Source organism: Limimonas halophila, from assembly GCF_900100655.1.
Taxonomy (GTDB): domain Bacteria; phylum Pseudomonadota; class Alphaproteobacteria; order Kiloniellales; family Rhodovibrionaceae; genus Limimonas; species Limimonas halophila.
In genome coordinates this window covers 47,678-70,800 of record NZ_FNCE01000008.1, presented here as the reverse complement: position 1 = coordinate 70,800, position 23,123 = coordinate 47,678, and the positions used below count along the sequence as shown (strand labels likewise).

Annotated in this window: 14 protein-coding genes; 4 read left to right on the top strand and 10 right to left on the bottom strand. The window is 69.8% G+C overall.

Going from position 1 to position 23,123, the window contains the following annotated elements; translation table 11 throughout:
• Positions 1 to 66 precede the first annotated feature (66 nt).
• The 4 genes from BLQ43_RS10780 to mdh all read right to left on the bottom strand — a co-directional run bounded on the left by BLQ43_RS10780 (position 67) and on the right by mdh (position 6,258).
• Positions 67 to 3,021, bottom strand: a complete 2,955-nt coding sequence (locus BLQ43_RS10780; protein WP_090020687.1) for a 2-oxoglutarate dehydrogenase E1 component — start codon at positions 3,019 to 3,021, stop codon at positions 67 to 69.
• A gap of 75 nt (positions 3,022 to 3,096) precedes the next feature.
• Positions 3,097 to 3,972, bottom strand: coding sequence for a succinate--CoA ligase subunit alpha (sucD, locus tag BLQ43_RS10775; RefSeq protein ID WP_090020685.1), 876 nt, complete (start codon positions 3,970 to 3,972; stop codon positions 3,097 to 3,099).
• Positions 3,972 to 5,168: an ADP-forming succinate--CoA ligase subunit beta gene (gene sucC, locus BLQ43_RS10770; RefSeq protein ID WP_090020683.1), complete on the bottom strand. Its 1,197-nt coding sequence runs from the start codon at positions 5,166 to 5,168 to the stop codon at positions 3,972 to 3,974. The genes sucD and sucC overlap by 1 nt, the downstream gene beginning before the upstream one ends.
• 133 nt (positions 5,169 to 5,301) lie before the next feature.
• On the bottom strand, positions 5,302 to 6,258 hold the full coding sequence (gene mdh, locus BLQ43_RS10765) for a malate dehydrogenase (RefSeq protein WP_090020681.1): 957 nt from the start codon (positions 6,256 to 6,258) through the stop codon (positions 5,302 to 5,304).
• Positions 6,259 to 6,947: 689 nt separating this feature from the next.
• Between mdh and BLQ43_RS10760 the strand changes: the two genes are divergently transcribed.
• Both BLQ43_RS10760 and BLQ43_RS10755 read left to right on the top strand, forming a co-directional pair.
• A complete protein-coding gene (locus tag BLQ43_RS10760) occupies positions 6,948 to 8,471 on the top strand; it encodes a hypothetical protein (protein ID WP_143006261.1) in 1,524 nt (507 codons plus the stop codon).
• A 171-nt stretch (positions 8,472 to 8,642) separates the two neighbouring features.
• Positions 8,643 to 10,136, top strand: a complete 1,494-nt coding sequence (locus tag BLQ43_RS10755; protein WP_090020677.1) for a hypothetical protein — start codon at positions 8,643 to 8,645, stop codon at positions 10,134 to 10,136.
• 230 nt (positions 10,137 to 10,366) lie between these two features.
• On the opposite strand, the gene zapE is transcribed toward BLQ43_RS10755, so the two are convergent.
• The 3 genes from zapE to katG all read right to left on the bottom strand — a co-directional run bounded on the left by zapE (position 10,367) and on the right by katG (position 15,193).
• Positions 10,367 to 11,527 (bottom strand): cell division protein ZapE, encoded by a 1,161-nt coding sequence (zapE, locus tag BLQ43_RS10750; RefSeq protein ID WP_090020674.1) that lies wholly within the window; start codon positions 11,525 to 11,527, stop codon positions 10,367 to 10,369.
• A 6-nt stretch (positions 11,528 to 11,533) separates the two neighbouring features.
• Positions 11,534 to 12,874, bottom strand: coding sequence for an NAD(P)H-dependent oxidoreductase (locus tag BLQ43_RS10745; protein ID WP_090020672.1), 1,341 nt, complete (start codon positions 12,872 to 12,874; stop codon positions 11,534 to 11,536).
• Positions 12,875 to 13,000: 126 nt separating this feature from the next.
• Complete coding sequence (gene katG, locus BLQ43_RS10740) at positions 13,001 to 15,193, bottom strand: catalase/peroxidase HPI (RefSeq protein ID WP_090020670.1); 2,193 nt, start codon at positions 15,191 to 15,193, stop codon at positions 13,001 to 13,003.
• Positions 15,194 to 15,486: 293 nt separating this feature from the next.
• On the opposite strand from katG, the gene BLQ43_RS10735 reads away from it, so the two are divergent.
• Entirely contained in the window at positions 15,487 to 16,404 is a 918-nt protein-coding gene (locus BLQ43_RS10735; protein WP_090020669.1) for a LysR substrate-binding domain-containing protein, read from the top strand.
• A 6-nt stretch (positions 16,405 to 16,410) separates the two neighbouring features.
• On the opposite strand, the gene BLQ43_RS10730 is transcribed toward BLQ43_RS10735, so the two are convergent.
• The 3 genes from BLQ43_RS10730 to BLQ43_RS10720 all read right to left on the bottom strand — a co-directional run bounded on the left by BLQ43_RS10730 (position 16,411) and on the right by BLQ43_RS10720 (position 18,651).
• Complete coding sequence (locus BLQ43_RS10730; RefSeq protein ID WP_218119186.1) at positions 16,411 to 16,896, bottom strand: DUF302 domain-containing protein; 486 nt, start codon at positions 16,894 to 16,896, stop codon at positions 16,411 to 16,413.
• Between the two features lie 97 nt (positions 16,897 to 16,993).
• Positions 16,994 to 17,602: a gamma-glutamyl-gamma-aminobutyrate hydrolase family protein gene (locus BLQ43_RS10725; protein ID WP_090020666.1), complete on the bottom strand. Its 609-nt coding sequence runs from the start codon at positions 17,600 to 17,602 to the stop codon at positions 16,994 to 16,996.
• 53 nt (positions 17,603 to 17,655) lie between these two features.
• Complete coding sequence (locus BLQ43_RS10720) at positions 17,656 to 18,651, bottom strand: amidoligase family protein (RefSeq protein WP_090020665.1); 996 nt, start codon at positions 18,649 to 18,651, stop codon at positions 17,656 to 17,658.
• Between the two features lie 170 nt (positions 18,652 to 18,821).
• Between BLQ43_RS10720 and BLQ43_RS10715 the strand changes: the two genes are divergently transcribed.
• Positions 18,822 to 23,120: an Ig-like domain-containing protein gene (locus tag BLQ43_RS10715; protein ID WP_176758641.1), complete on the top strand. Its 4,299-nt coding sequence runs from the start codon at positions 18,822 to 18,824 to the stop codon at positions 23,118 to 23,120.
• Positions 23,121 to 23,123 lie beyond the last annotated feature (3 nt).

Sequence of the window (23,123 nt, the reverse complement as noted above, 5' to 3'; positions counted from 1 at the left end):
AAGCCGCCACGGGCTCGTCCTGGCGCGACCCCGGCGCGGGCACGCGACGCGCCCCTGCGGCCGAAGTTACTGGGAGTTGGTTTGGGCCTGTTGCGCCTGTTGGCGGGCGACGTCCTCGCCGATGGGCGGGCCGCTGTCCTCGCCGCTGCGCGCCAGTTCCTGCGCCTTGCGGGTCTGGATGCGGGTGAGGTGCGGCTTGCCCACGGTGAGCGCGTCGTCCAGCAGCTCGGCCTGCTCGCGCTGGTGGCGATCCGGGATGCCCGTGGCCGGCGAGGCCGCAGACTTGCGGCCGGCGTAGCGCGGGCGCGGCTTGTCGAAGCCCACCTCGGCGGCGATTTCCTCCAGGAAGGTGGAGAAGAACGGCCAAGCCCCCATGTTGCGCGGCTCTTCCTGGCACCACACCAGCTCGCAGTGGGTGTAGGGCGCCAGCTCCTTCATCAGGGCGTCCACCGGGATGGGGTAGAGCTGCTCCACGCGCAGGATGTGGATGTCGGTGACGGCGCGGTTTTCGCGCTCGCGCACGAGGTCGTAGAACACCTTGCCGCTGCACAGGACGAGCTGGCGGGCGTCCTTGGGGTCGCCGGGCAGGTTCTCCTCGTAGAGCACGCGGTGGAACGCGCTGTCCTCGCCGAAATCCTTGAGCTTGGAGACGCAGAGCTTGTCGCGCAGCAGCGACTTGGGCGTGAACACCACCAGCGGCTTGCGGAAGTCGCGGTGCACCTGCCGGCGCAGCACGTGGAAGAAGTTGGCCGGCGTCGTGCAGTTGACGACCTGCAGGTTGTCCTCGGCGCACAGCTGCAGGAAACGCTCGATGCGGGCGGAGGAGTGTTCCGGCCCCTGGCCTTCGTAGCCGTGGGGCAGCAGCAGCGTCAGCCCGGACATGCGCAGCCATTTCGCCTCGCCGGAGGCGATGAACTGGTCGATAATGACCTGGGCGCCGTTGGCGAAGTCGCCGAACTGCGCCTCCCACAGCGTCAACGCGCGCGGTTCGGCGAGCGAGAAGCCGTACTCGAAGCCGACGATGCCGGCCTCCGACAGCGGCGAGTTGATGATCTCGAAGCGCGCCTGGTCGGGATCGACATGCTGGAAGGGGACGTAGACGTCCTCGGTCTGCTGGTCGATGATTTGCCCGTGGCGCTGGGAGAAGGTGCCGCGCCCGCTGTCCTGGCCGGAAAGGCGGACGGGGTGGCCTTCCATGACCAGCGTGCCGAAGGCCAGCGCCTCGGCAGTGGACCAGTCGATGCCCTCGCCGCTGTCGACGGCCTGGGCGCGCGTGTCCAGGAACTTTTGGATTTTGCGGTTGACCGAGAAGCCCTCGGGCACCTGCGTCAGCCGGAAGCCGACCTCACGCAGGGTCTGCAGCGGCACGCCCGTCTCGCCGCGGTAGGGGCCGAAGCCGCGCTGAGCGCGGAAGCCGGACCACACGCCCTCCAGCCAGTCGGCCTTGTTGGGCTTGTACTCCTTGGCGCTGTCGTAGGCCTGCTGCAGCGTGGTCTGGGCGTCGCTGAGGTACTGCTGGACGGTCTTCTCGTCGATCACGCCCTCGGCGATCAGCTGCTCCGCGTACTGCTTGCGCACGCGCGGATGGTCCTTGATCGCCTGATACATCAGCGGCTGGGTGAACTTGGGCTCGTCGCCCTCGTTGTGGCCGAACCGCCGGTAGCAGAACATGTCGACGACGACGTCCTTCTTGAACGTCTGCCGGAACTCCGTGGCGATGCGGCAGACGTGGACGACGGCTTCGGGGTCGTCGGCGTTCACGTGGAAGATCGGGGCCTGGATCATCTTCGCGACCTCGGTGCAGTACGGCCCCGAGCGCGCGTTCACCGGGTTCGTCGTGAACCCGATCTGGTTGTTCATGATGAAGTGCAGCGTGCCGCCGATGCGGTAGCCCTTGAGCTCGGACATGTCGAGCGTCTCGGGCACCAGGCCCTGCCCGGCGAAGGCGGCGTCGCCGTGGATCAGCAGGCAGCCCACCTTGTCCTGCGTCGTGTCGCCGTGCTGGTACTGCTTGGCGCGCGCCTTGCCGACGCAGACCGGGTCCACCGCCTCCAGGTGCGAGGGGTTGGCGGTCAGCGACAGGTGGATGGTGTTGCCGTCGAATTCGCGGTCGGTGGAGGTGCCCAGGTGGTACTTCACGTCCCCCGAGCCGCCGATCTCCTCCGGATGCGCCGCGCCGCCCTGGAACTCGTGGAAGATGGCGGTGAAGGACTTGCCCATGAAGTTGGCCAGCACGTTCAGCCGCCCGCGGTGGGGCATGCCCAGCACCAGCTCCTTCAGCCCGAGCTGGCCGCCACGCTTGAGGATCTGCTCCAGCGCCGGGATCATGGCCTCGCCGCCGTCGATCCCGAAGCGCTTGGTGCCGGTGTACTTCTTGTCGAGGAAGGTTTCGAAGACCTCGGCGGCCGTCAGGCGCTCCAGGATCTGGCGCTTGCCCGTCTCGGTGAACTCGGTGCGGTTGCCGATGTTCTCGATGCGCTCCTGGATCCAGGCCTTCTGCTCCGGCTCCTGGATGTGCATGTACTCGACGCCGATCTTGCCGCAGTAGGTCTTCTGCAGCCGGTCGACGATTTGGCGCAGCGTCGCCGTCTCGAAGCCGAGGACGTGGTTGACGAAGATCGGCCGGTCCCAGTCGGCCTCGGTGAAGCCCTGCGAGGCCGGGTCCAGCTCGGGATGCGGCCCGCGCGTGCGCTGCTTCAGCGGGTCCAGGTCCGCCTGCAGGTGGCCGCGCACGCGATAGGCGCGGATGAGCATGAGCGCGCGGATGGAATCCAGCGCCGCCGCGCGCACCTCGTCCTGGCTGACCGCGCCGGTCTCGATCGCGCCGCCGCTGGTGGGCGCGGCGGCACCGTTCCCGCCGTCGAAGCTTTCCAGCAGCTCCCGCGCCTGCGGGTCGAGCGCGTCAAAGAAGCGCTTCCAACTCGCATCCACCGCGCCGGGATCCTGGCGGTATTGCCGGAAGAGCGCGGCGACCGCGGCCGCCTTCTGGGGATCGAGCGCGGGTTCTGTCCGATCTGCCATGACCTGTTCCTTCCCGGCCCGACACCCCGGCCCCGCGCCGGGGACCACACCCGGGCGGGGCCGGCGGGCCGGCCGTTACGCGTTCAGCGCGTCGCGCATCGTGGTGCCGATGGCGGACGGGGAGTCCGCCACGTGGACGCCGGCGTCGCGCAGCGCCTGCTTCTTCCCCTCGGCGCCGCCCTGGCCGCCGGAGATGATCGCCCCGGCGTGGCCCATGCGCCGGCCCGGCGGCGCCGTGGCGCCGGCGATGAAGGCGGTCGCCGGCTTGGGATTGCCGGCCGCACGCAGGTATTCGGCCGCCTCTTCCTCGGCCGAGCCGCCGATCTCGCCGATCATGACGATGCCCTCGGTCTCGTCGTCCTTGAGGAAGAGGTCGATGGCGTCGACGAAGCTGGTGCCGTTCACCGGGTCGCCGCCGATGCCGATGCAGGTGGACTGCCCCAGGCCCGCGGCCGTGGTCTGCGACACCGCCTCGTAGGTGAGCGTGCCGGAACGCGAGACGATGCCGATCTTGCCGCGTGAATGGATGTGGCCCGGCATGATGCCGATCTTGCAGGCGTCCGGCGTGATGATGCCGGGGCAGTTCGGCCCGATCAGGCGCGTGTTCGAGCCCTGCAGCGCCCGCTTGACCTTGACCATGTCGGTCACGGGGATGCCCTCGGTGATGCACACCGCCAGCGGCACCCCGGCGTCCGCGGCCTCCAGGATGGCGTCGGCGGCGTACGGCGGCGGCACGTAGATCACCGACGCGTCCGCGTCCGTTTCGTCCTTGGCCTCGCGCACGGTGTTGAAGACGGGCAGGTCCAGGTGGGTGTCGCCGCCCTTGTTCGGGGTGACGCCGCCCACCATGCGAGTGCCGTACGCGATCGCCTGCTCGGAGTGGAAGGTGCCCTGGGCGCCCGTGAACCCCTGGCAGATGACCTTCGTGTTTTCGTCCACCAGGACCGCCATCAGGCCGCCTCCCGCGTCGCTTCGACAACTTTGCGCGCGCCGTCGGACAAGTCGTCCGCGGCGATGATGCTCAGGCCGGATTCGCGCAGGGTCTGCTTGCCCATCTCGACGTTGGTGCCCTCCAGGCGCACGACCAGCGGCACGTGCAGGTCGACCTCCTGGGCGGCGGCCACGATGGCCTCCGCGATGACGTCGCAGCGCACGATGCCGCCGAAAATGTTCACCAGGATGCCCTCGACGTTCTCGTCGCCCAGGATGATCTTGAAGGCCGCGACCACGCGCTCCTTGTTGGCGCCGCCGCCGACGTCGAGGAAGTTCGCGGGCTCGCCGCCGTAGAGCTTGATGATGTCCATCGTCGCCATCGCGAGCCCGGCGCCGTTGACCATGCAGCCGATGTTGCCGTCCAGCTTGATGTAGTTCAGCTCGTGCTTGGACGCCTCGATCTCGGCCGGGTCTTCCTCGTCCAGGTCGCGCATGTCCACCACCTGCTTCTGGCGGTAGAGCGCGTTGTCGTCGTGGGTCATCTTCACGTCGAGCGGCATGATACTGCCGTCGCCCGTGACGATGAGCGGGTTGATCTCCACGAGCGAGCAGTCGAGCCCGACGTAGGCGTTGTAGAGCCCGTTGAGCAGCTTGACGAAGGCGCCGATCTGCTTGCCGCCCAGCCCGAAGGCAAAGGCCAGCCGCCGGCCGTGGTAGGGCATGACGCCCGTGGCCGGGTCGATCGTGACCGTGAAGATCTTCTCCGGGCTCTCCTTGGCGACCTCCTCGATCTCCATGCCGCCTTCGGTGGAGCCCATGACGGTCACGCGCGAACTCGCGCGGTCCACCAGCAGCGCCAGGTAGAGCTCGCGCTGGATGTCCGCGCCCTCCTCGACGTAGAGGCGCTTGACCTTCTGGCCGTCCTCGCCGGTCTGGCGCGTGACCAGGGTGTGGCCCAGCATGCGCCGGGCGTGGTCGCGCAGCTCGTCGAAGTCCTTGCAGATGCGCACGCCGCCCTTCTGCTCGGGGTCGTCCGGGAAGTGCCCGGCCCCGCGCCCGCCGGCGTGGATCTGCGCCTTGAGGACCCAGACCGGCCCGTCCAGGTCGCGGGCGACCTGCTCCGCCTCGTCCGGCGTGTAGGCGACGCCGCCGTTGGGGACGGGCACGCCGTACTGCGCCAGCAGGCTCTTGGCTTGGTATTCGTGGATGTTCATGACCGCTCCGGCCGGTGTCGTGTCACGATGGTGGCGCCCGGCGCCGTGCTCTCCCTCGCTCCGCCGGGACGGCGGAAGCCCCACGGGAGGATAGCAGTGACCCGGGCGCGCGCAAGCAAGCCGCGCGGCGGGGTCAGATCGCGCCCAGCTTGCGGCAGCTGTCGACCAGCTCGCGCACGTTCGCCACAGACTGGTCGAACATGCGCTGCTCGTCCTGCGTGAAGCGCAGCTCGACGACGCGCTCGACGCCGCCCTCGCCGATCACGGTGGGAACGCCGACGAAGAGGTCGTTCACCCCGTACTCGCCGCTGAGATGGGCGGCGCAGGGCAGCACGCGCTTCTTGTCCTTCAGGTAGCTCTCCGCCATCGCGATCGCGGAGCTGGCGGGCGCATAGAACGCCGAGCCGCTGCCCAGCAGGCTCACGATCTCGCCGCCCCCCTTGCGGGTGCGCTCGACGATGGAATCGACCTTCTCCTGGCTGATCCAGCCCATTTGCACCAGGTCGGGCAGGGGAATGCCGGCCACCGTGGAATAGCGCGTCACCGGCACCATGCTGTCGCCGTGGCCGCCCAGGACGAAGGCGTTCACGTCCTCAACCGAGACGTTCATGGCCTCGGCGAGGAAGTGGCGGAAGCGCGCGCTGTCCAGCACGCCGGCCATGCCGCAGATCTTGTTGGTGGGGATGCCCGCCGCCTGCTGGAGCACGTAGACCATGGCGTCCAGCGGGTTGGTTATGCAGATGACGAAGGCGTCCGGGCAGTTCTCGCGGATGCCGGCGCCCACCTGGTGCATGACCTTGGCGTTGGTATCCACCAGATCGTCGCGGCTCATGCCGGGCTTGCGCGGGATGCCGGCGGTGACGATGACGACGTCCGCGCCCGCGATGTCGGCGTAGCTGTTGGTGCCCTTCACGCGCGCGTCGAAGCCCTCGACGGGCGCGGCCTCGGCGATGTCCAGGGCCTTGCCCTCCGGCACCCCTTCCTGAATGTCGAAGAGAACGACGTCGCCGAGGTCCTTCAGACCGGACAGCAGCGCCAGCGTGCCGCCGATCTGGCCGGCGCCGATCAAGGCGATTTTCGTGCGTGCCATGTTGTTTCCCCTTCGGCCTGCCGGATGACGGCTGGGCGATGGGCGGCCGGATGTGGCCGCGGGTGGGTTTCGGGTCGTGGTAACGCGCGCACGGCGGTGCAGCAAGCGCGGGGGTCGCGACGTGCGCGCGGGTTGCCCGCCCGGCGATTCGAGCGGCGGCGGGACGATCGCGGGGCGCCCGGATCATGCCGGCGGCGCGGCGCCCGGATGGCGCGCGGCGCCGCGGCCTGGGCGCCGGCGCGAGTGGATCGGCTTTGCAATTTCGCGCCCAAAGCGGGGTGGTGTTGGGCGGTGCAGCGCAAAAGAATCCGCATTCGCAGCGCGGCGTAAAAACGCTATTTGTCGCGCATCAAGTGTCCCGGCTACGCCGACGGGTGTTGCAATCATGTTTCTACCGGCGATGCAGCCTTCACATCCGGTAAAATACGCGGGAAAGTTTAACCGTATCTTACGATATTGTGAGTTCCATTCAGTGAACACTCCGGTTATTGCTGTTGCAGAAACGCAACATCCGCTGAAGAAATGCCGGTTCCGGTGCCCGGCACGGCGACCGGACTGGCGGGTGAGGGATGCGGAGCGGAATGAAAACATGGTAGCGATTTGGACCATGAGGTTGACGCAGCCCTGCTATGCGGGGTAACGCAGGCTTTGTAAAATCGTGAAAACCACCCATCCGGGGGGAGGGCACAATGGCTAAGCGGTTTTTGCGTTGCACGACCGCCCTTGCGGCGATCGGGCTCGCGACGGCGGCGGCGCCCACGGGCGCGTCCGCCCAGGCGGTCACGCAGGACGGCATCGACATCAATTTCGTTGCGCAGGGCAAGTTCCAGCCCACGTATGTCGGTGCGCAGGGCCTGCTGGGGAACAACAATTTCCGGACGGACGCCGGCGGCAACATCCAGACCGACGATGAGCACGTCCGCTCGGAAATTCGGTTCGGTGCGACGTTCGCCGGTGACAACTGGACCGGCAAGATTATCCTCGAAAATGACTTCACGACGTCCATCAACACCGTCGACCGAATCAATCGCGGTCAGCGCTTCGGTCTGGAGCGTGTGTACTTCACGTACGAGTTCTCGCCTGCCTTCAAGCTCGGCGGCGGCTGGGAGTTCAAGGCGCTCGATATTGGCACCGGCGGCTTGCTGTACGGTGACGATGCGCCGACGTTCGGCTTCAGCGGCGATCTCGGCGGCGGCACGTCGTATGAAATCTTCTGGATGCCGATTACCGACGCGAACGATGCAGATCAGGGCTTCGTCCGGCAAACTGCGCCCGAGATCGCGGATGGTGACGCGGACATGAGCGTCTTCGCCGGTAAGGTGGACTTCGATCTTGGCGAGCAGGGCCGCGTTGCGCCGATCATTGCGCACGCGCGCAACAACCAGCACGACAACAACAACACCTGGTTCGGTGGCGAGTATGTTGGGAACTTCGGCAAGCTCAACGTTTTGGCCGAAGCGATGGGCGCTTTCGGTGAGTTTGACAGCGGCGCCGGAACAGTGGCTTCGCCGAACGCGCAGCTGAACCAGCAGTCGCTGGCGAATGACGATATCCAGGCGTACGCCGCCTACTTCAGTGCGAAGTACAAGGCGACGGATGCCTTCCAGCCGTACGCCAGCTTCCGCCTCAATTCGGGTGACGACGATCCCTTCGACAACGACGTTGAGGGCTGGCTTGGCATCACCGACATCTCCCGCTTCTCCGGTCACGATGGCATCGACGGCGGCTTCTTCGGCTATCAGCCGGTCAACCCCGCGCTCGGCTCGGGCCTGTTCGGCACCGGCTTCGACTTCGCCGGTCCCGCGAGCAGCGACATCCTCGGCGTCGGTCGCAGCAGCGGTGCACCGATCGGTGGGAACGGCGCCACCTACGGCGGCATCCAGAACTCGGGCACTGGCCTGAACCCCGGTCAGATCCGCGGGACGGTCGGTTCCACGGGTAACCTGACGCCGAAGCTGTCGTACCACGGTCAGGTGAACGTTCTGTGGTACGAGGCAACCGGCGGCCTGGAAGCCGTGCCTGGTTCGGCCAATGACGTGGACAGCTTTGCCGGCGTCCAGGGCACGGCTCAGCTGAAATACCAGTGGGGCCAGTACGTTTCCACGCGCGCCATCGCTTCGGTCTTCGAGCCGGGTCAGGGCGTGGACGACACGCTCGGCGGCGAGCAGGACACGGCCGGCCTTGGCATGGTGGAACTCAAGTGGGCCTTCTAAGTCCCGCAATAGGCTGACGGGTGGGGGAGATTTCCGGGCGGAATCTCCCCCTTTTTTCGTTTCGGGCCGCACGCTTGCCGCGTCGGATGCGGTATGCTGCCATCCGGCCCGCTTGCCCGAAGATCACGCGGCCGGTTGCCGAGACCGGTCCTTCTACGAGGAGGTTGTCCCGTGTTTCGCCGCGCGTGCCTCACTGCCGCCGTCGCGCTTCCGCTCGCCGCCAGCGCCGCGCTCGCCGCATCGGGCGGCTGGCCGCAGGTCTGGGATCGCCTGGACAGCTGGGACGGCGCGAGCAAGGTCGTCGTCGCCTCGGACTACGGCAATCCCTATGCGGTTCCCGCCTTCCAGAAGCTGGTGAACGGGCTGCTCGACCGCGGCTTCACCGTGTTGCAGAGCGAAGATCCGGACGGGCTCCCTGACGATGCCGGCCTCCACGCCGAACTGCGCAAGACCGGCTCCGGTCCCGTCCTGGCGATCACGCGGCGGTCCAACGGCGCCATCGTCGCGCTCGCCCCCGTGAAGGGCAAACCTCAGCCCGGTGCGGGGCAAGGTGCCTCGGCCAGTGGGGGCCAACAGACCTCGGCCAAGGGCACGCAAGCCACCACCGGCACGGGGCAGGCGACGACCACCCGGTCGGGCGGAACGCAATCCACGCGGCAGGCCGCCATGCGCCCGCGCCGCTTGGACGTTCAGGGCCATCCGCGGCGGCTGGCGATCACTTCGGCGCCCGGCGAAACGCTGTCACTGGCGCTGCTGTACCGCAACCGGCTTGAGGTGGCTGACCTTGAGCAGGGTCAGCTCGTAAAGCGCACCAGTCACCGCCCTGGGACGGGAACGGGTCGCGCGCTTCACGTGGGGGCCGGCGACGTCAACGACGACGGTGCCACCGAGATCGCCGCAACATGGGGGCACGATTTTTCACCGGAAAAGGGAACCGTAACACGCGTGCACAGCCGCATTTTTCAAGAACGAGGCCTAAACCCCGTTGGTGGCGACTATCGCGGTTTTCTGCGTGTTGTGGACAGCGGGCTCTATGGGCAGCGCCGCACGGAAACCGAAACGTTCGCCGGTTCGGTCGAGCGGCTGCGGCTTTCCGGCGGCGAGGTCTCGCGTGAGGCGAGCGACGGTGCATTCGCGGGTGCAGACATTTTCGACGCGACGCCCGTGGACGACAGCACTGTTGCGCTGTGGACTGGGCCCGGGCGAATGCAGCTCGGCCGACGCGGCTCTGGTTCGGCCGTAAGCGCCTCCGCGGCTGTCGGCCTGGGTGAGATGGCCCACCCCTGGCTGTTGACCATGCGTGACGAACCGAAGGTTATCACCGGGCCCGAAGCGGATTACGGGACGGAATACGACAAGCGTGTCGTGTTGCCCCGCCGGGTTCGAGTCGCCGAAAACGGCGATATTTACACAATCGAGCGCAAGCGCAGCCCCGGCCTGATGGGGCTCACCGGCTCGCGCGGCAAGGACCGCGTCGTCCGTCTCGCCGCCAAGCAACGCGGCCTGCGTCAGGCGGGCGGCTTTCCGCCGCTGGATTGGTTCGTGCTGGACTTCGATCTGGTCGAGCTGGAGCGGGGCGGCCCGGCCGCCGTGGTGCTCGCGAACCAGGCGCGCGACGGCTCGGGCGACGCCGCCATCTTCCTGATGGGCTTTCCGGAGAGCTGAACGGTAACCCGCTCGCGTAGTTACCTCGGCTCGTTCGGATTCTCGGGAAGCAGGATCGATCCCCACCCCCTCTGCCGGCGCGGGGACTGGCGCCCGCGCCGGCTTCTCCCCCTCCCCTTCGGCGAAGGGGAGGGGGAGACTGTGAGGGGGTGGGGATGCTCCGAACCCCAATCACGACTGATGGCATCGCGTGCCGTCAGGCGCGCATGCCGCCGTGTTTGCGCGGCCCGTCAGCCGCCACCCAGCCACGCCGTGTCGATGTAGGCGCGGGCCTGCATCTCCATCAGGCGCGAGCTGGTGCGCTGGAAGGCCTCGGCGCCGTCGTGGCCGGTGTAGAGATGGTGCGGCTCGGCGTCGGCGGCGACGACGAGGTTGCAGCGGTGCTCGTAGAGCGCGTCGACGAGCGCGGTGAAGCGCCGCGCCGCGTCGCGCCGGCTGTCGTCCAACTGCGGCACGTCGTCCAGCACCAGGGTGTGGTAGCGCGCCGCCAGCGCCATGTAGTCCTGCGCCCCCAGCGGCTGCTCGCACAGCGTGGCGAAGTCCGCCCGCGCCACGCCGCGCGCGGCCTGGGGCACGGTGATCGTGCGCCCCTTAACCGTCAGCCGGTCGGCTTCGGGTGTCGCGCCCTCGGTCAGCCGCCGGAAGGCCGCGTCCATCGCCGCGCGCGCGGCTGAGTCCAGCGGCGTGTGGTAGGTGCTCAGCTCGCGCAGCTGGTTGAGCCGGTAGTCGACGCCGCCGTCCAGTTCCAGCACGTCCATGCGCTCGCGCAGCAGTTCGATGAAGGGCGTGAAGCGTTCGCGCTGCAGCCCGCCCTCGTAGAGGCGGTTCGGCGGGGTGTTGCTGGTGGCGACCACGACCGCGCCCTGCTCGAACAGCGCCTCGAACAGCCGGCCCAGGATCATGGCGTCGGCGACGTTGACCACCTGGAACTCGTCGAAGCACAGCAGCCACGCCTCGCGCGCCATCTCGGCGGCGACCTCGGGCAGCGGGTCTTCCTTGTTGGCCGCCTTGGCGGTCTGGCGCCAGGCGTGCAGGCGCTCGTGGACCTCGGCCATGAAGGTGTAGAAGTGGACGCGCCGCTTGGCCTCGGTGGGCGCGTGGGCGTGGAAGACGTCCATCAGCATGGACTTGCCGCGCCCCACGCCGCCGAAGATGTAGAGGCCCTGCGGCGGCTCCTGCTTGCGCCGGCCCAGGCCCAGCCGCTCCTTGAGGCCCTTGCGCCCCGTCGTCGGCGCGTAGTGCAGCAGCGCGTTGTGCAGGGACTGCAGCTTCTCCGCCGCCAGCTCCTGCATGGGGTCGTGCTGCACCTCGCCCGCGCGCTTCATGGCGCGGTAGGCGTACAGCGGGCCGTGGGCGTGCTCCTCGACGCCGGAAAGCGGGGTATCGGGCATGGCGGATCAGGCGCTCATCAGCGCGGTCATGGCGCGGCGAGCGCGCACGGCCTCGTCGGTGTCGTCCAGGGCCACGTGGTCCCGCGTCACCACCTCGCCCTGCGGCACCGGGGCGGTCAGGCGCACCTGCCGGCTGAGGCCGATGGGCAGGGCGTTCAGCGAGCGGCTGGTGGCGGCGGGCAGCAGCATGCCCCAGGCGCAGGCGCCGCCGTCGCCGTCCAGCATCTCCCCGGCGGCGAGGTCGCGCTTGGCGACGGTGACGACGTCGGCGGCGAAGGTGCGCGGCGCGCCCGTGGGTTCGCCGCGCAGCGCGGCGCTGGCGACGGAGATCGTCATCTCCAGCCCCGCGAGGTGAACCGGCCGCGTCAGCGCCGCGTAGTGGCCGCTGACGTCCGTGCGCAGGCCGTAGCCGCCCAGCGCGCGGGCCACATGGTCGTCCGGCGCTTCCAGCACCAGGAAGATGCCCCAGCGCAGGTGGTCGGCCACGGGGCGGCCGTCGCGCTCCAGGCTGGAGACGACCTCGACCTCGCCCGCGCGGTCCAGCTTGCCGCCGACCGAGGCTGGGCGCAGAACGTGGGCCAGGTCGCTCACCCCGACCGGCGCGAAGCGCAGCCCGCGCGGCGGCGCGCTCAGGCCCGTGGCGTTGGCGACGGCGGCCATCTCGATCCCGGCCTTGGTGCCGTCCAGGGCGGCCGTGTAGGTGCGCGCGTTGAGCCCGAGCTGCTGCGCGCGCTCGACGGGGATGCCGTAGAGATCCCAGACGTTCGTGGGCGTGGCGAGGTGGAAGCTGTCCAGGTACTGCGTGCCCTTGCCCGCCGCTGTGACCGCGAACCCGGCGGTGCGCGCCCAGTCGACGAATTCGCAGATCAGCCCCGGCTGGTCGCCGTAGGCCAGGGAGTAGACCAGCCCCGCCTGCTCGAACTCCGCCGCCAGCAGCGGCCCGGCGATCACGTCCGCGGCCAGGTTCGCCATAACGAGGTGGCGGCCGTATTCCACGCACGCGCGCGCGTGCTCCACGCCCGGCGCCGCCTCCGCCGTGGCGTCCAGCACCACCTCCAGCCCCTCGGCGGCGATGAGGGCGAAGGGATCGTCGGTGATCGCCGTGGTGCCCGCGCGCCGCGCGGCGGCGATGTCGTCGTGGGTCAGCGCGTCGTCGGGCCAGCCGGCGTCGGTGGCGGCCCGGCGCGCCCGCTCGGGGTCGCGCTCGGCGATCGCCAGCACCCGGATGCCGGGCACGCGCCGCGCCTGCGCCAGAACCTCGGTGCCCAGGCGCCCCGCGCCGATCACGCCCAGGGTGACGGGGTGGCCGGCTTCCGCGCGCCGGCCCAGCGGCTGGTGCAAGCTCATGCGCCCTCGTCCGTCCGAGCGACCTCCGCTCAGAGGGTAGCCGTCCGGTGGGCGCGAAAAAAGACGGCGCCGGGAGGGACCCGGCGCCGTCGGGATGCGGTCGTGGCTGGTGGATCGCCGTGCCGATCAGGCCACGTCGAAGCGGTCCAGGTTCATGACCTTGTTCCAGGCTGCCACGAAGTCGTGGACGAGCTTCTCCTCGCCGTCGTCGGCGCCGTAGACCTCGGCAATGGCCCGCAGCTCGGAGTTGGAGCCGAAGATGAGATCGGCGCGCGTGCCGGTCCACTTGTGCTCGCCCGTGGTGCGGTCGCGGGCCTCGAAGACGTAGCCCTCGCCGTCCGCGGCCGTCCACGACAGGTCGAGATCGAGCAGGTTGGCGAAGAAGTCGTTCGTCAGCGTGCCCGGCCGCTTGGTGAACACGCCGTGGCTGGCACCGCCGTAATTGGCGCCGAGCACGCGCATGCCGCCCAGCAGCACCGTCATCTCCGGCGGCGTGAGCGTCATCAACTGGGCCTTGTCCACCATCAGCTCCTCGGCCTTCTGGGCGTGGCCGGGCTGCAGGTAGTTGCGGAAGGCGTCCGCCGTCGGCTCCAGCACCGAGAAGGACTCCACGTCCGTCTGGTCCTGGGTTGCGTCCACGCGGCCCGGCGTGAACGGCACGGTCACGTCGTAACCGGCGTTCTTCGCCGCCTGCTCGACGCCCGCGCAGCCGCCGAGGACGATGACGTCGGCCAGCGAGACGCGCTTGGTGCCGCTCTGAGCGTCGTTGAAGGCCTTCTGCACGCCTTCCAAGGTCTCCAGCACCTGCGCCAGCTTCTGCGGCTCGTTGACCTCCCAGTCCTTCTGCGGCGCCAGGCGGATGCGCGCGCCGTTCGCGCCGCCGCGCTTGTCGGAGCCGCGGAAGGTCGAGGCGGAGGCCCACGCCGTGGAGACGAGCTGGGACACGCTGAGGCCCGAATTGAGCAGCTTGGTCTTCAGCTCACGCACGTCGCTGTCGTCGATCGTGTCGTGGCTGGCGTCCGGCAGCGGGTCCTGCCAGATCAGCTTTTCCGCCGGCACCTCGGGGCCGAGGTAGCGGGCGCGCGGGCCCATGTCGCGGTGCGTGAGCTTGAACCATGCCCGCGCGAAGGCGTCCGCGAAGTAGTCCGGGTTGTTGTGGAAGTAGCGGCAGATGGCCTCGTAGGAGGGGTCCACCTTCATCGCGATGTCCGTCGTCAGCATCATGGGCGGGTTGCCCTTCGACGGATCGTGCGCGTCCGGCACCATCTCGTGCGTGGACGGGTCCTTGGGCTGCCACTGCCAGGCGCCGGCGGGGCTCTTGGTGAGCTCCCACTCGTAGCCGAACAGCAGGTCCAGATAGCTCATGTCCCACTGCGTCGGCGTCTGCGTCCAGGCGCCCTCGATGCCGCTGGTGATGGTGTCGGGGCCCTTGCCGGAACGGAAGGTGTTTTTCCAGCCCAGGTCCTGCTCCTCGATGCCGGCGCCTTCCGGCGGCGGCCCGACGTGCGCGGGATCGCCCGCGCCGTGGCACTTGCCGAAGGTGTGGCCGCCGGCGATGAGCGCGGCCGTCTCCTCGTCGTTCATGGCCATGCGGCCGAAGGAGAGCCGGATGTCGTGCGCCGCCGCGTGGGGATCGGGATTGCCCTGCGGCCCCTCGGGGTTCACGTAGATGAGGCCCATCTCGATGTTGCCGAGCGGGTTCACGACGTCCCCGTTCTCGTCGCGGCGGTTCTCGGTGAGCCACTCGGTCTCGGGGCCCCAGTAGATGTCGTCCTCGGGCTCCCAGATGTCCTCGCGGCCGCCGCCGAAGCCGAAGGTCTTGAAGCCCATGTCCTCCAGCGCGCAGTTGCCGGCCAGGATCATCAGGTCGGCCCAGGACAGCTTGCGGCCGTACTTCCGCTTGATGGGCCAGAGCAGGTGGCGCGCCTTGTCCAGGTTGCCGTTGTCCGGCCAGCTGTTCACGGGGGCGAAGCGCTGGTTGCCCGTGCCGCCGCCGCCGCGGCCGTCGTAGGTGCGGTAGGTCCCGGCGCTGTGCCAGGCCATGCGGATGAACAGCGGCCCGTAGTGCCCGAAGTCAGCCGGCCACCAGTCCTGCGAGGTGCGCATCAGCTCGAAGATGTCGGCCTTCACGGCCTTCAGGTCGAGCTTCTTGAACTCCTGCGCGTAGTTGAACCCCGGCCCCATCGGATCGGACAGCGCCGAGTGCTGGCGCAGAATGTCCAGGTTCAGGCGGTCGGGCCACCAGTCACCGATCGAGCGCACACCCTGCTGCGTGTGCATCCGGTCGCCCATTACGGGGCACTTGCTTGCACCGTCCATCTCGTCTCCCATCTCGCGTTGTCTGGTCCGCCGACACGGCGCGGCCGGGGCTGCTCCCCCGGACCGGCGCCGGATGCGGGTTGGACCGTGTACTCGGCGCGCTGGCGTCGGCCGAAGCCCGCTTCGCGGACGGCCGGTGGCGGCGGGCCGCTCGGCGTGCCGTGCGGCCGCGCCCCGCTGCCGGGCGCCAGCGCGCGTTGGACGGGCACTGTGCGACAGCGGCCGTTATGTGTAAAATCTATTTCGTCGATGATTTTGATCGGTCTTTCCAATAACGGGCGGGAGCGGCGCGCATGACCTCTTTGCGGGAGATGGGCTACATCGCGGCCGTCGCGGCCGAGGGCCACGTGGGGCGTGCGGCGGCGCGCTGCGGCGTGAGCCAGCCGACCCTCTCGGGCGCGCTGAAGAAGGTGGAGGACGACCTGGGGGTGACCCTCTTCGAGCGCTCGGGGCGCGCGCTGGCGCTCACGGCCGAGGGGCGCTCGCTGGTGGCGCAGGCGCGGCGGGTGCTGGACGAGGCCGGGCGGTTCGACGAGATGGCGCGCGGCTTTTCCCGGCCGCTCTCCGGCAAGCTGGCGGTGGGGGTGATCCCCACCCTCTCGCCCTATCTGCTGCCGCTGTGTCTGAAGCCGCTGGAGCGCGCCTTTCCCGATCTTCAGCTCGCCGTGCGCGAGGCGACCACGGACGAGCTGCTGGCGGGCGTGGGCGCGCACGAGCACGACGCGCTGCTGCTGGCGACGCCGCCGGCGGACGACGCGCGCCTGGACGGCGAGGTGCTGTTCGACGAGCCCTTCTACTTCCTGTGCCACGCCGACGGGCCGCTGGCGGACCGGGACAGCGTGGCCATGGCCGAGGTGGCGGAGCAGCCGCTGATGCTGCTCACCGACGGGCATTGCCTGGGCGACCAGGCGCGCGAGCTGTGCGCCACGGTCGTCGGGCAGGGCCCGTGGGAGGCCGATTTCAGCGCCACCAGCATCGAAACCCTGCGCCAGATGGTCGCCTTCGGCATGGGGGCGACGCTGCTGCCCGCGCTCGCCGTTCACGCCACGGGCCCGCTGCCGGAAAGCGTGCGCGCCATCCCGATCGTCGACCCCAGGGCCGGCCGGCGCGTGCGCATGGTCTGGCGCCGCCGCCACCCCTGGGCCGACCACCTGCCCGCCATCGCGCGCGTGTTGCGCGAAACCGCCCGCGAGGTGCCGTTCGTCGCGTGACGGGGCCTACTGCGTCGCCTTCGCCGCGAAGGCCTTGAGCGCCTTGCCGATCTTGTCGAGCACGCCGTCGCGGGTGGTGAGGCCGTGGCGCTCGGCGAGGTAGGCGGGGTCGTTGTAGGCCAGCCAGACCTGTCCCTCGTCGTCTTGATAGGCCAGGGCCTTCTGCGGCAGGTCGATGGCGACCGAGCGCTGCGCCTGCATCAGCGGTGTGCCCAGCTTGGGGTTGCCGAAGATCAGCACCTGCGTCGCCGGCAGGTCCAGGTCCGCGCCCTTGGCATTCTCGCGGTGGTCGACGCGGGCGAAGACCGTCAGCCCCTTGGATTCCAGCGCCGACGCCAGGCGGTCCAGGGTCGTTTCCACGCTGTGTTCGCTCTTCACCTTGATCAGGCCGTCGGCGCCGGAGCCGGCGGATGCGGGCGCGGCGGCGGCGAGGGCGAGGGCGGTGATGGGTGCGGTCACGGTCGCCCGAAGCGTCATGCGGTGGCGCGTCATGCGGCTGGCCTCCTCTGTCGGTTGCGTTCGGCCGCGTCGTCGCGGTGGTCACGCGCGAGCAGGGTGCCGCATGACCGGCGCGCGGCAAACCCGGGGGTCAGACGGCATCCACCAGCGCCGCGAACAGCCGGGCCTGGCTGCGGTTGAAGACCAGGAATTCCGGGTGCCACTGCAGGCCCACGAGGAAGGGCGCGGCCGGATCCTCCACGGCCTGGACGATACCGGCGCGGTCGTGGGCCACGGCCGTCAGGCCGTTGCCCAGGCGGTCGATTGCCTGATGGTGCAGCGCGTTCACACGGCACCGGGTCAGCCCGAGAATCCCGTGCAGGCGCGAGCCCGCCGTTACCGTTACCGAGAGGCGCGGCAGCGTCGTCCGCCGCCGCCGCACCCCGGGATAGGCGGCACCGATGTCCGGGTGCAGCGTGCCGCCGCGAAAAACGTTGAGGATCTGTGCGCCGCGGCAGATGCCGAGCACGGGAATGCCCCGCGCCGCCGCCGCTTCCAGACAGCGCAGCTCCAGCGCGTCGCGCGCCGGGTCGATGCGGACCTCCAGGTAGAGGTCGTGGCCGTACAGCCGCGCGTCGATGTCGTCGCCGCCGCCGATGATGAGGCCGTCGAGGTTGTCGACGCGCGCGCCGTCTTCGGGCGTCAGGCGCGTGGCCGTGCCGCCCGCCCGCGCGACGGCCACGCGGTTGAACAGCCACATCCACCAGCCGCGCCCGGCCGAGCCCGTGACGCCGATGCGGGGCCGCCGCGCCGTCAAAGCCCCAGCCAGGCCGCGACCTGGTCCGCCCAGTCGCTCAGCCGGTCGCCGCGCAGCCGGTCCAGGTAGTCGGCGCCGGCCGCGCGCAGGCGCTCGGAATCGGCGGCCAGGCGCTCCACGTGCGTCACCCAGCGGTTCCATTCCCCGGTGACGGACCACGCCGGGTCCTCCAGGCGGGAGTCGGGCAGGCGGTAGTGCATCGCCGGGCGCGGCTGCAGGCGCGGGTCGCTCACGGCGGCGCGCACCCGCGAGGGGTCGAGCCACAAGAACAGCGGCAGCAGGTCCAGGTCGCGGTTCCGCGTGGCATTGTGGGTCAGGTAGGTGTCGATCAGCGCGCTCAGCGCCGGGGCCGTCTCTTCGGCGAGCAGGGCGCGCAGGTAGGCGCGCGGCCACGGCTCCACGAAGGGCAGCAGGCGGCGCGTCCAGTCCACGCCGATCTCGCGGCGCAGGTGGGCGCCGCTGATGGCGTAGGCGCGCATCAGCGCCTGCAGCGTCGCCGGGTCCAGATCGGGCGGGTCGATGTTGAGCTGAAGCCCGAAGCCGTAGATGGGCGAGGCCCCGGTGTCGCGCGCCCCCGCCTCGCGCAGCGCCGGCAGCAGCGCGTCCAGCTCGGGGAGACTGGCCACGGGCACCGGCGGGACAACCAGCTCCACGGGCAGGTAGAGCGCCGTCACCTCGCCGATGGCGGTGCGCAGCGCGCCTTCCAGCAGGTCGCCCATGCGCTCGCGTTCCAGGGCGACGCGCTGTTCGGGGTCGGTGGTTTCGCCGGGGTGGACGAACTGCGTGTCCAGCTCCACGCGGATGGCGCCCAGCGCGGTGCCGTCCACCACGAAGCGGTAGCGGTCGATCTCGCGCACTGTGCCGCCGAGTTGGCGCGCGACCACGGCGGCGGCGTGGGCGCAGGTCAGGCCGCCGAATTCAAGCTCCACGCCGATCGTGCGCGGGCTGCCGTCGGATTTGCTCGCCTGCGGCGGCGTGAGCGGTTCGGGCATGGGCGCGGTGTCCCCGGTTGGGCGCTCAGGGTAGCGGCCCCGCGCTTCCGGCGCGAGCCCGCCCCGGCATGTGGGGCGTTCGGGGCGCACGGTTAACCGCGTGGCAACGCCGGTCTTGGCACTTTGTTTGCTCCCGCCCCATCGACCCCGAACGACCGGAGCCGCTTGCGATGGCGACGCCCGACATCACGTTTGCCGATCTGGACTGGACCGAAGGCGATGGCGCCACCCGCATCGATCCGAACGCGAGCGTGAGCGATCCCGACGGCTCGGGCGATGTCGCTGACGGCTCGGTAACGGTGCAGGTGACCGGGAACGCGCAGGACAACGACGAGCTCGCCATCGACACCGACGGCGATTTTTCGATCAACAGCGGCGATCTCGTTTTCAATTCGACGACGATCGGCACGGTCACGGAAACCAGCGGAACCGACGGGGACGGGACGGTCACCGGCGGAGACGCCCTGACCGTCGATCTCAACGGCAAGGCCAGCGAAGACAACGTGGGAGCGCTGGCGCAGGCCGTCACCTTCCGGAACACCACCGACCAGCCGGGCAGCGACGAGCGCACGGTCGAGCTGTCCGTCACCGACGGGAGCGGCGACACCGGTTCGGCAACGAGCGCCGTCGCGGTCACGCCGGTCAACGACGCGCCCACGGTCGATGCGGCCACGGTGGGGCTGGACACCGTGGAGCAGAACGCGAGCGATCCTGACGGCATGGCCGTCTCGGACGTGCTCGGCAAGAGCGGCGTGAACCTGAGCGATCCGGACACCGATACGGCACAGGTCGGCACGGCCGTGACGGGCGTTCAGGCGGACAACGGCACCTTCGAATTCTCCACCGACAGCGGTGAAACTTGGCAGGATTTCGCCGATCTCAGCGCGGTTTCCCAGGAAAGCGCGGTGCTCCTGGCGCCTGAGGACAAGCTGCGCTTCCTGCCCGACGAGGAGGACACGGGCGATCCGCTGGGCGGCAACACGCTCACCCTGCGCGCCTGGGACGGCACGGTCGGAACGACCGGTACGACCTCCGCCGACACGCGCAACAACGGCAGCAGCCAGACCTTTTCCTCGAACGAGGTCACGGCCGAGGTCAGCGTCACCGACACCACCCCGCCGACCCTGGCGGACAGCGATCCCGGCGACGACACGATCGCCCACCCGCCGGGCGATTCGCTGGTGCTCACCTTCGACGAGCCCATTGACTTCGGCGACAGCGGCTCGATCGATCTGATCGCGCCCGACGCGCCCTCGCAGTCGGAATCCTTCGACGTTGAAAACGACACGGGCGGCGGCGACGGTACGGTGTCGATCGACGGCGATAAGCTGACCATCGATCCGTCGAGCGACCTCATCGCCGGGACGCGCTTCGCCGTCCAGATCGACGCGGGCGCGATCACGGACGAGGACACTGCGACCGGCACCCCCAACGATTTCGCCGGCATCGACGACAACGACACGCTCGATTTCAGGACCGTCGGGCAGGCCCCGCAGTTCACCGGCGACGCCGACGACGACGGCACACTGGACGAACCGCTTACCGTCACCGAGGGCGATACCGACATCGATATCGCGCCCCTGCTTGCGGTGGGCGACGCGGATACCGGGCAAACGCTGTCGTTCACCGTCACCGACGCGCCCACGAACGGCAGCCTGAGTGCCATCGCCGACGCCCCGACCGGGTCGATCGAGCGCCAGCCCGGCAATGCGGCGTTCACCCCCGACACGGAGTTCGACGGCAGCGACAGCTTCACCGTCCGGGTCGACGATGGTACCGGCACCACCGACACCGTGACGGTCCCTGTCGAGGTCGAGGGCGTCGAGGACGATCCGGTCAGCGAAAACGTCACGCGCGAGATCGACGAGGACCAGACGCTCGTCTTCGAGGCGGACGACTTTCCCTTCGACGATCCCGACAGCGGCGACGGCCTGGCGGCGGTCGATATCGAGGCCATGCCCGGCGACGGCGAGGGCACGCTCTTCAGGGACGCCAACGGCAACGGCCAGCCGGACGACGGAGAAGCCGTGAAAGCCGGCGACTCCATCGCCGCGGGCACGATCGCCTCGGACGGGCTGATCTATCAGCCGCCGGCGGACGCCAACGGCGCGGGCTTCGCCGCGATCGACTTCCAGGTCGTCGATCAAACGGACAGGACGTCGGACACCAAGACGCTGACCATCGACGTCGAGCCGCAGCCCGACGATCCGGTCGCGACGGACGACGAGGCCACGGTCGAGCTCAACGGCGAAGCCCAGGTCGACGTGCTCGGTGGGGACGAGCCGCTGGCAAGCGATCCGGACGACGGCGACGAGCTCAGCGTCAGCCTGCAGTCCTCGCCGGACAACGGCACCGCCCAAGCCGATGGCGGCACGATCACCTACACGCCCAGCGAGAACTTTTCGGGCACGGACAGCCTGACCTACATCGTGCGCGACGGCACCGGCCGCCAGGACACCGCGACGCTGACCTTCGATGTCGCCCCCGGCAATTCGGCCCCCGTCGCCAAGGACGACACCTTCGGGGTTTCGCCGGACGAGACCACGACGCTGGCGGTGCTGGAGAACGACAGCGACCCGGACGGCGACGACCTCGACGTCAGTCTCAAGACCACGCCGGCGAACGCGACGGCCACGCCGCAGGGCGACGGCACGATCGCCTTCACGCCCGACGACGGCTTCGTGGGCGAGACGAGCTTCACCTACGTCGCCAGCGACCCCGGCGGCGAAACCGCGACGGCCACCGTCACGGTCAGCGTGAACCCGCCGCCGGAGGTGACCGACGACGCCTTCACCGTCGTCCAGGGCCGCGAGGACGTCACGCTCGAGATCCTGGCGAACGACGGCGCGGCCGATGACGGTGGCCTCACGATCGAACTGGCCGAGCCGCCCGCCAACGGCACCGCCACGCTGACCGACGACAACACCGTGAGCTACACCCCGGCCGCGGGCTTCAACGGCACGGACACCTTCACCTACGCGGTGACCAACGAGGCGGGCGTGACCGCCACGGCGCAGGCGACCGTCGAGGTGACGGAAAGCGCCAGCGACCTCGTCGCGGCCGACGACGTGCTTTCGGTGAAGGAGGGCACGAAGACCGACCTCGACCTCCTGGCGAACGACCAGATCCCCGTCGGCGTGGACCCCTCCGTGACGCTGCAATCCACGCCCGACAACGCGACGGTGAGCGTGAACGACGACGCCACGGTGACCTTTGCACCGGACGCCGGCTTCGTGGGCACGGCGACCTTCGGCTACACCGTGCGCAACGGATCGGGCGCGTCGTCCTCGGCGACGGCCACGGTCGAGGTCACCGACGTCAACGACCCGCCCGTCGCCAAGGACGACAGCTTCCGCATCACCAACGCCGAGCCGGCGCCGCTGGACGTGCTCGCCAACGATTCCGATCCCGACGACGACGACCTCAGCGCAGCGATCACCAGCTCGCCGGCCAACGGCTCGGTCCGGGTCAACGAGGCGGGCGAGATCGTCTACACCGCCGACGCCGGTTTCACGGGGACGGACAGCTTCCAGTACAGCGTCAACGATGGCCGCGGCGGCAGCGCCACGGCCACGGCCGAGGTGACGGTGGGTCCGGCCCGGGATCTCGTGGTCCTGGGTGGCGGCGAGCAGACGCTCACGCTGCCCTTCCCGGCCGAGGTGAACGGCACGGCGGACGCCGAGGGCGTGCGCCTGGAGCCCGGCGCGATCGCGGCGCTGCGGCCGGGCGCGGGTGACGTCGTGCAGCTTCCGGGCGCGCTTACCGACTACGACGTCAGCGCGGGCGGCAACACCCTGGTGTTCGACGGCGCGGACGGCACGCGCGCGGAGGTGTCGCTGAACGCCGAGGTCCCGCTGATCTTCGACGGCGGCAGCGCGACGGCCGCGGTCCAGCCGGGCCCGGACGGGATTTCCCTGACGCTCGGGGGCGTCACCGTGGGTGACGGCTTCGATCCGGCGCAGGTCGACTTGAACCCGGACGGGGCGGGGCTGCCGCAGGGCGACGGCAGCGGCAACCGCGTGATCCTGGACGGGCAGAGCGATACCCAGGCGGTGCCCTTCGCCGCTCGCGTCGTGGGCACGGCCGCCAGCGAGACGATCCAGGTGCCGGCCAGCGGCGACGTGAGCTTCACCGGCGGCGACGGCGATCGCGTCGAACTGGCGCGCGCGATCGACGCCTACGCCGTCGAAGCGGCGGGCAACACCCTGACGATTTCCCGCGCCGACGGCGCCACCGTGGAGCTCGGCCTGAACGGCCAGGTCGAGGTGGCCTTCGCCGACGGCTCGGCCGAGGCGGCGATCGGCGTTGAGGACGGCCGCGTGCGGATCGAGCTCGGCGGCGAAGCCGTCGGGGACGGCTTCGATCCCGGCGCCGTGAACCTCGATCCCGGCGACGCGTCCGCGCTGGAGCCCGAAAACGCACAAGCCCTCACCGCCGGGCCGCTCGACGACGGCTTGATGCTCGGCTGACAG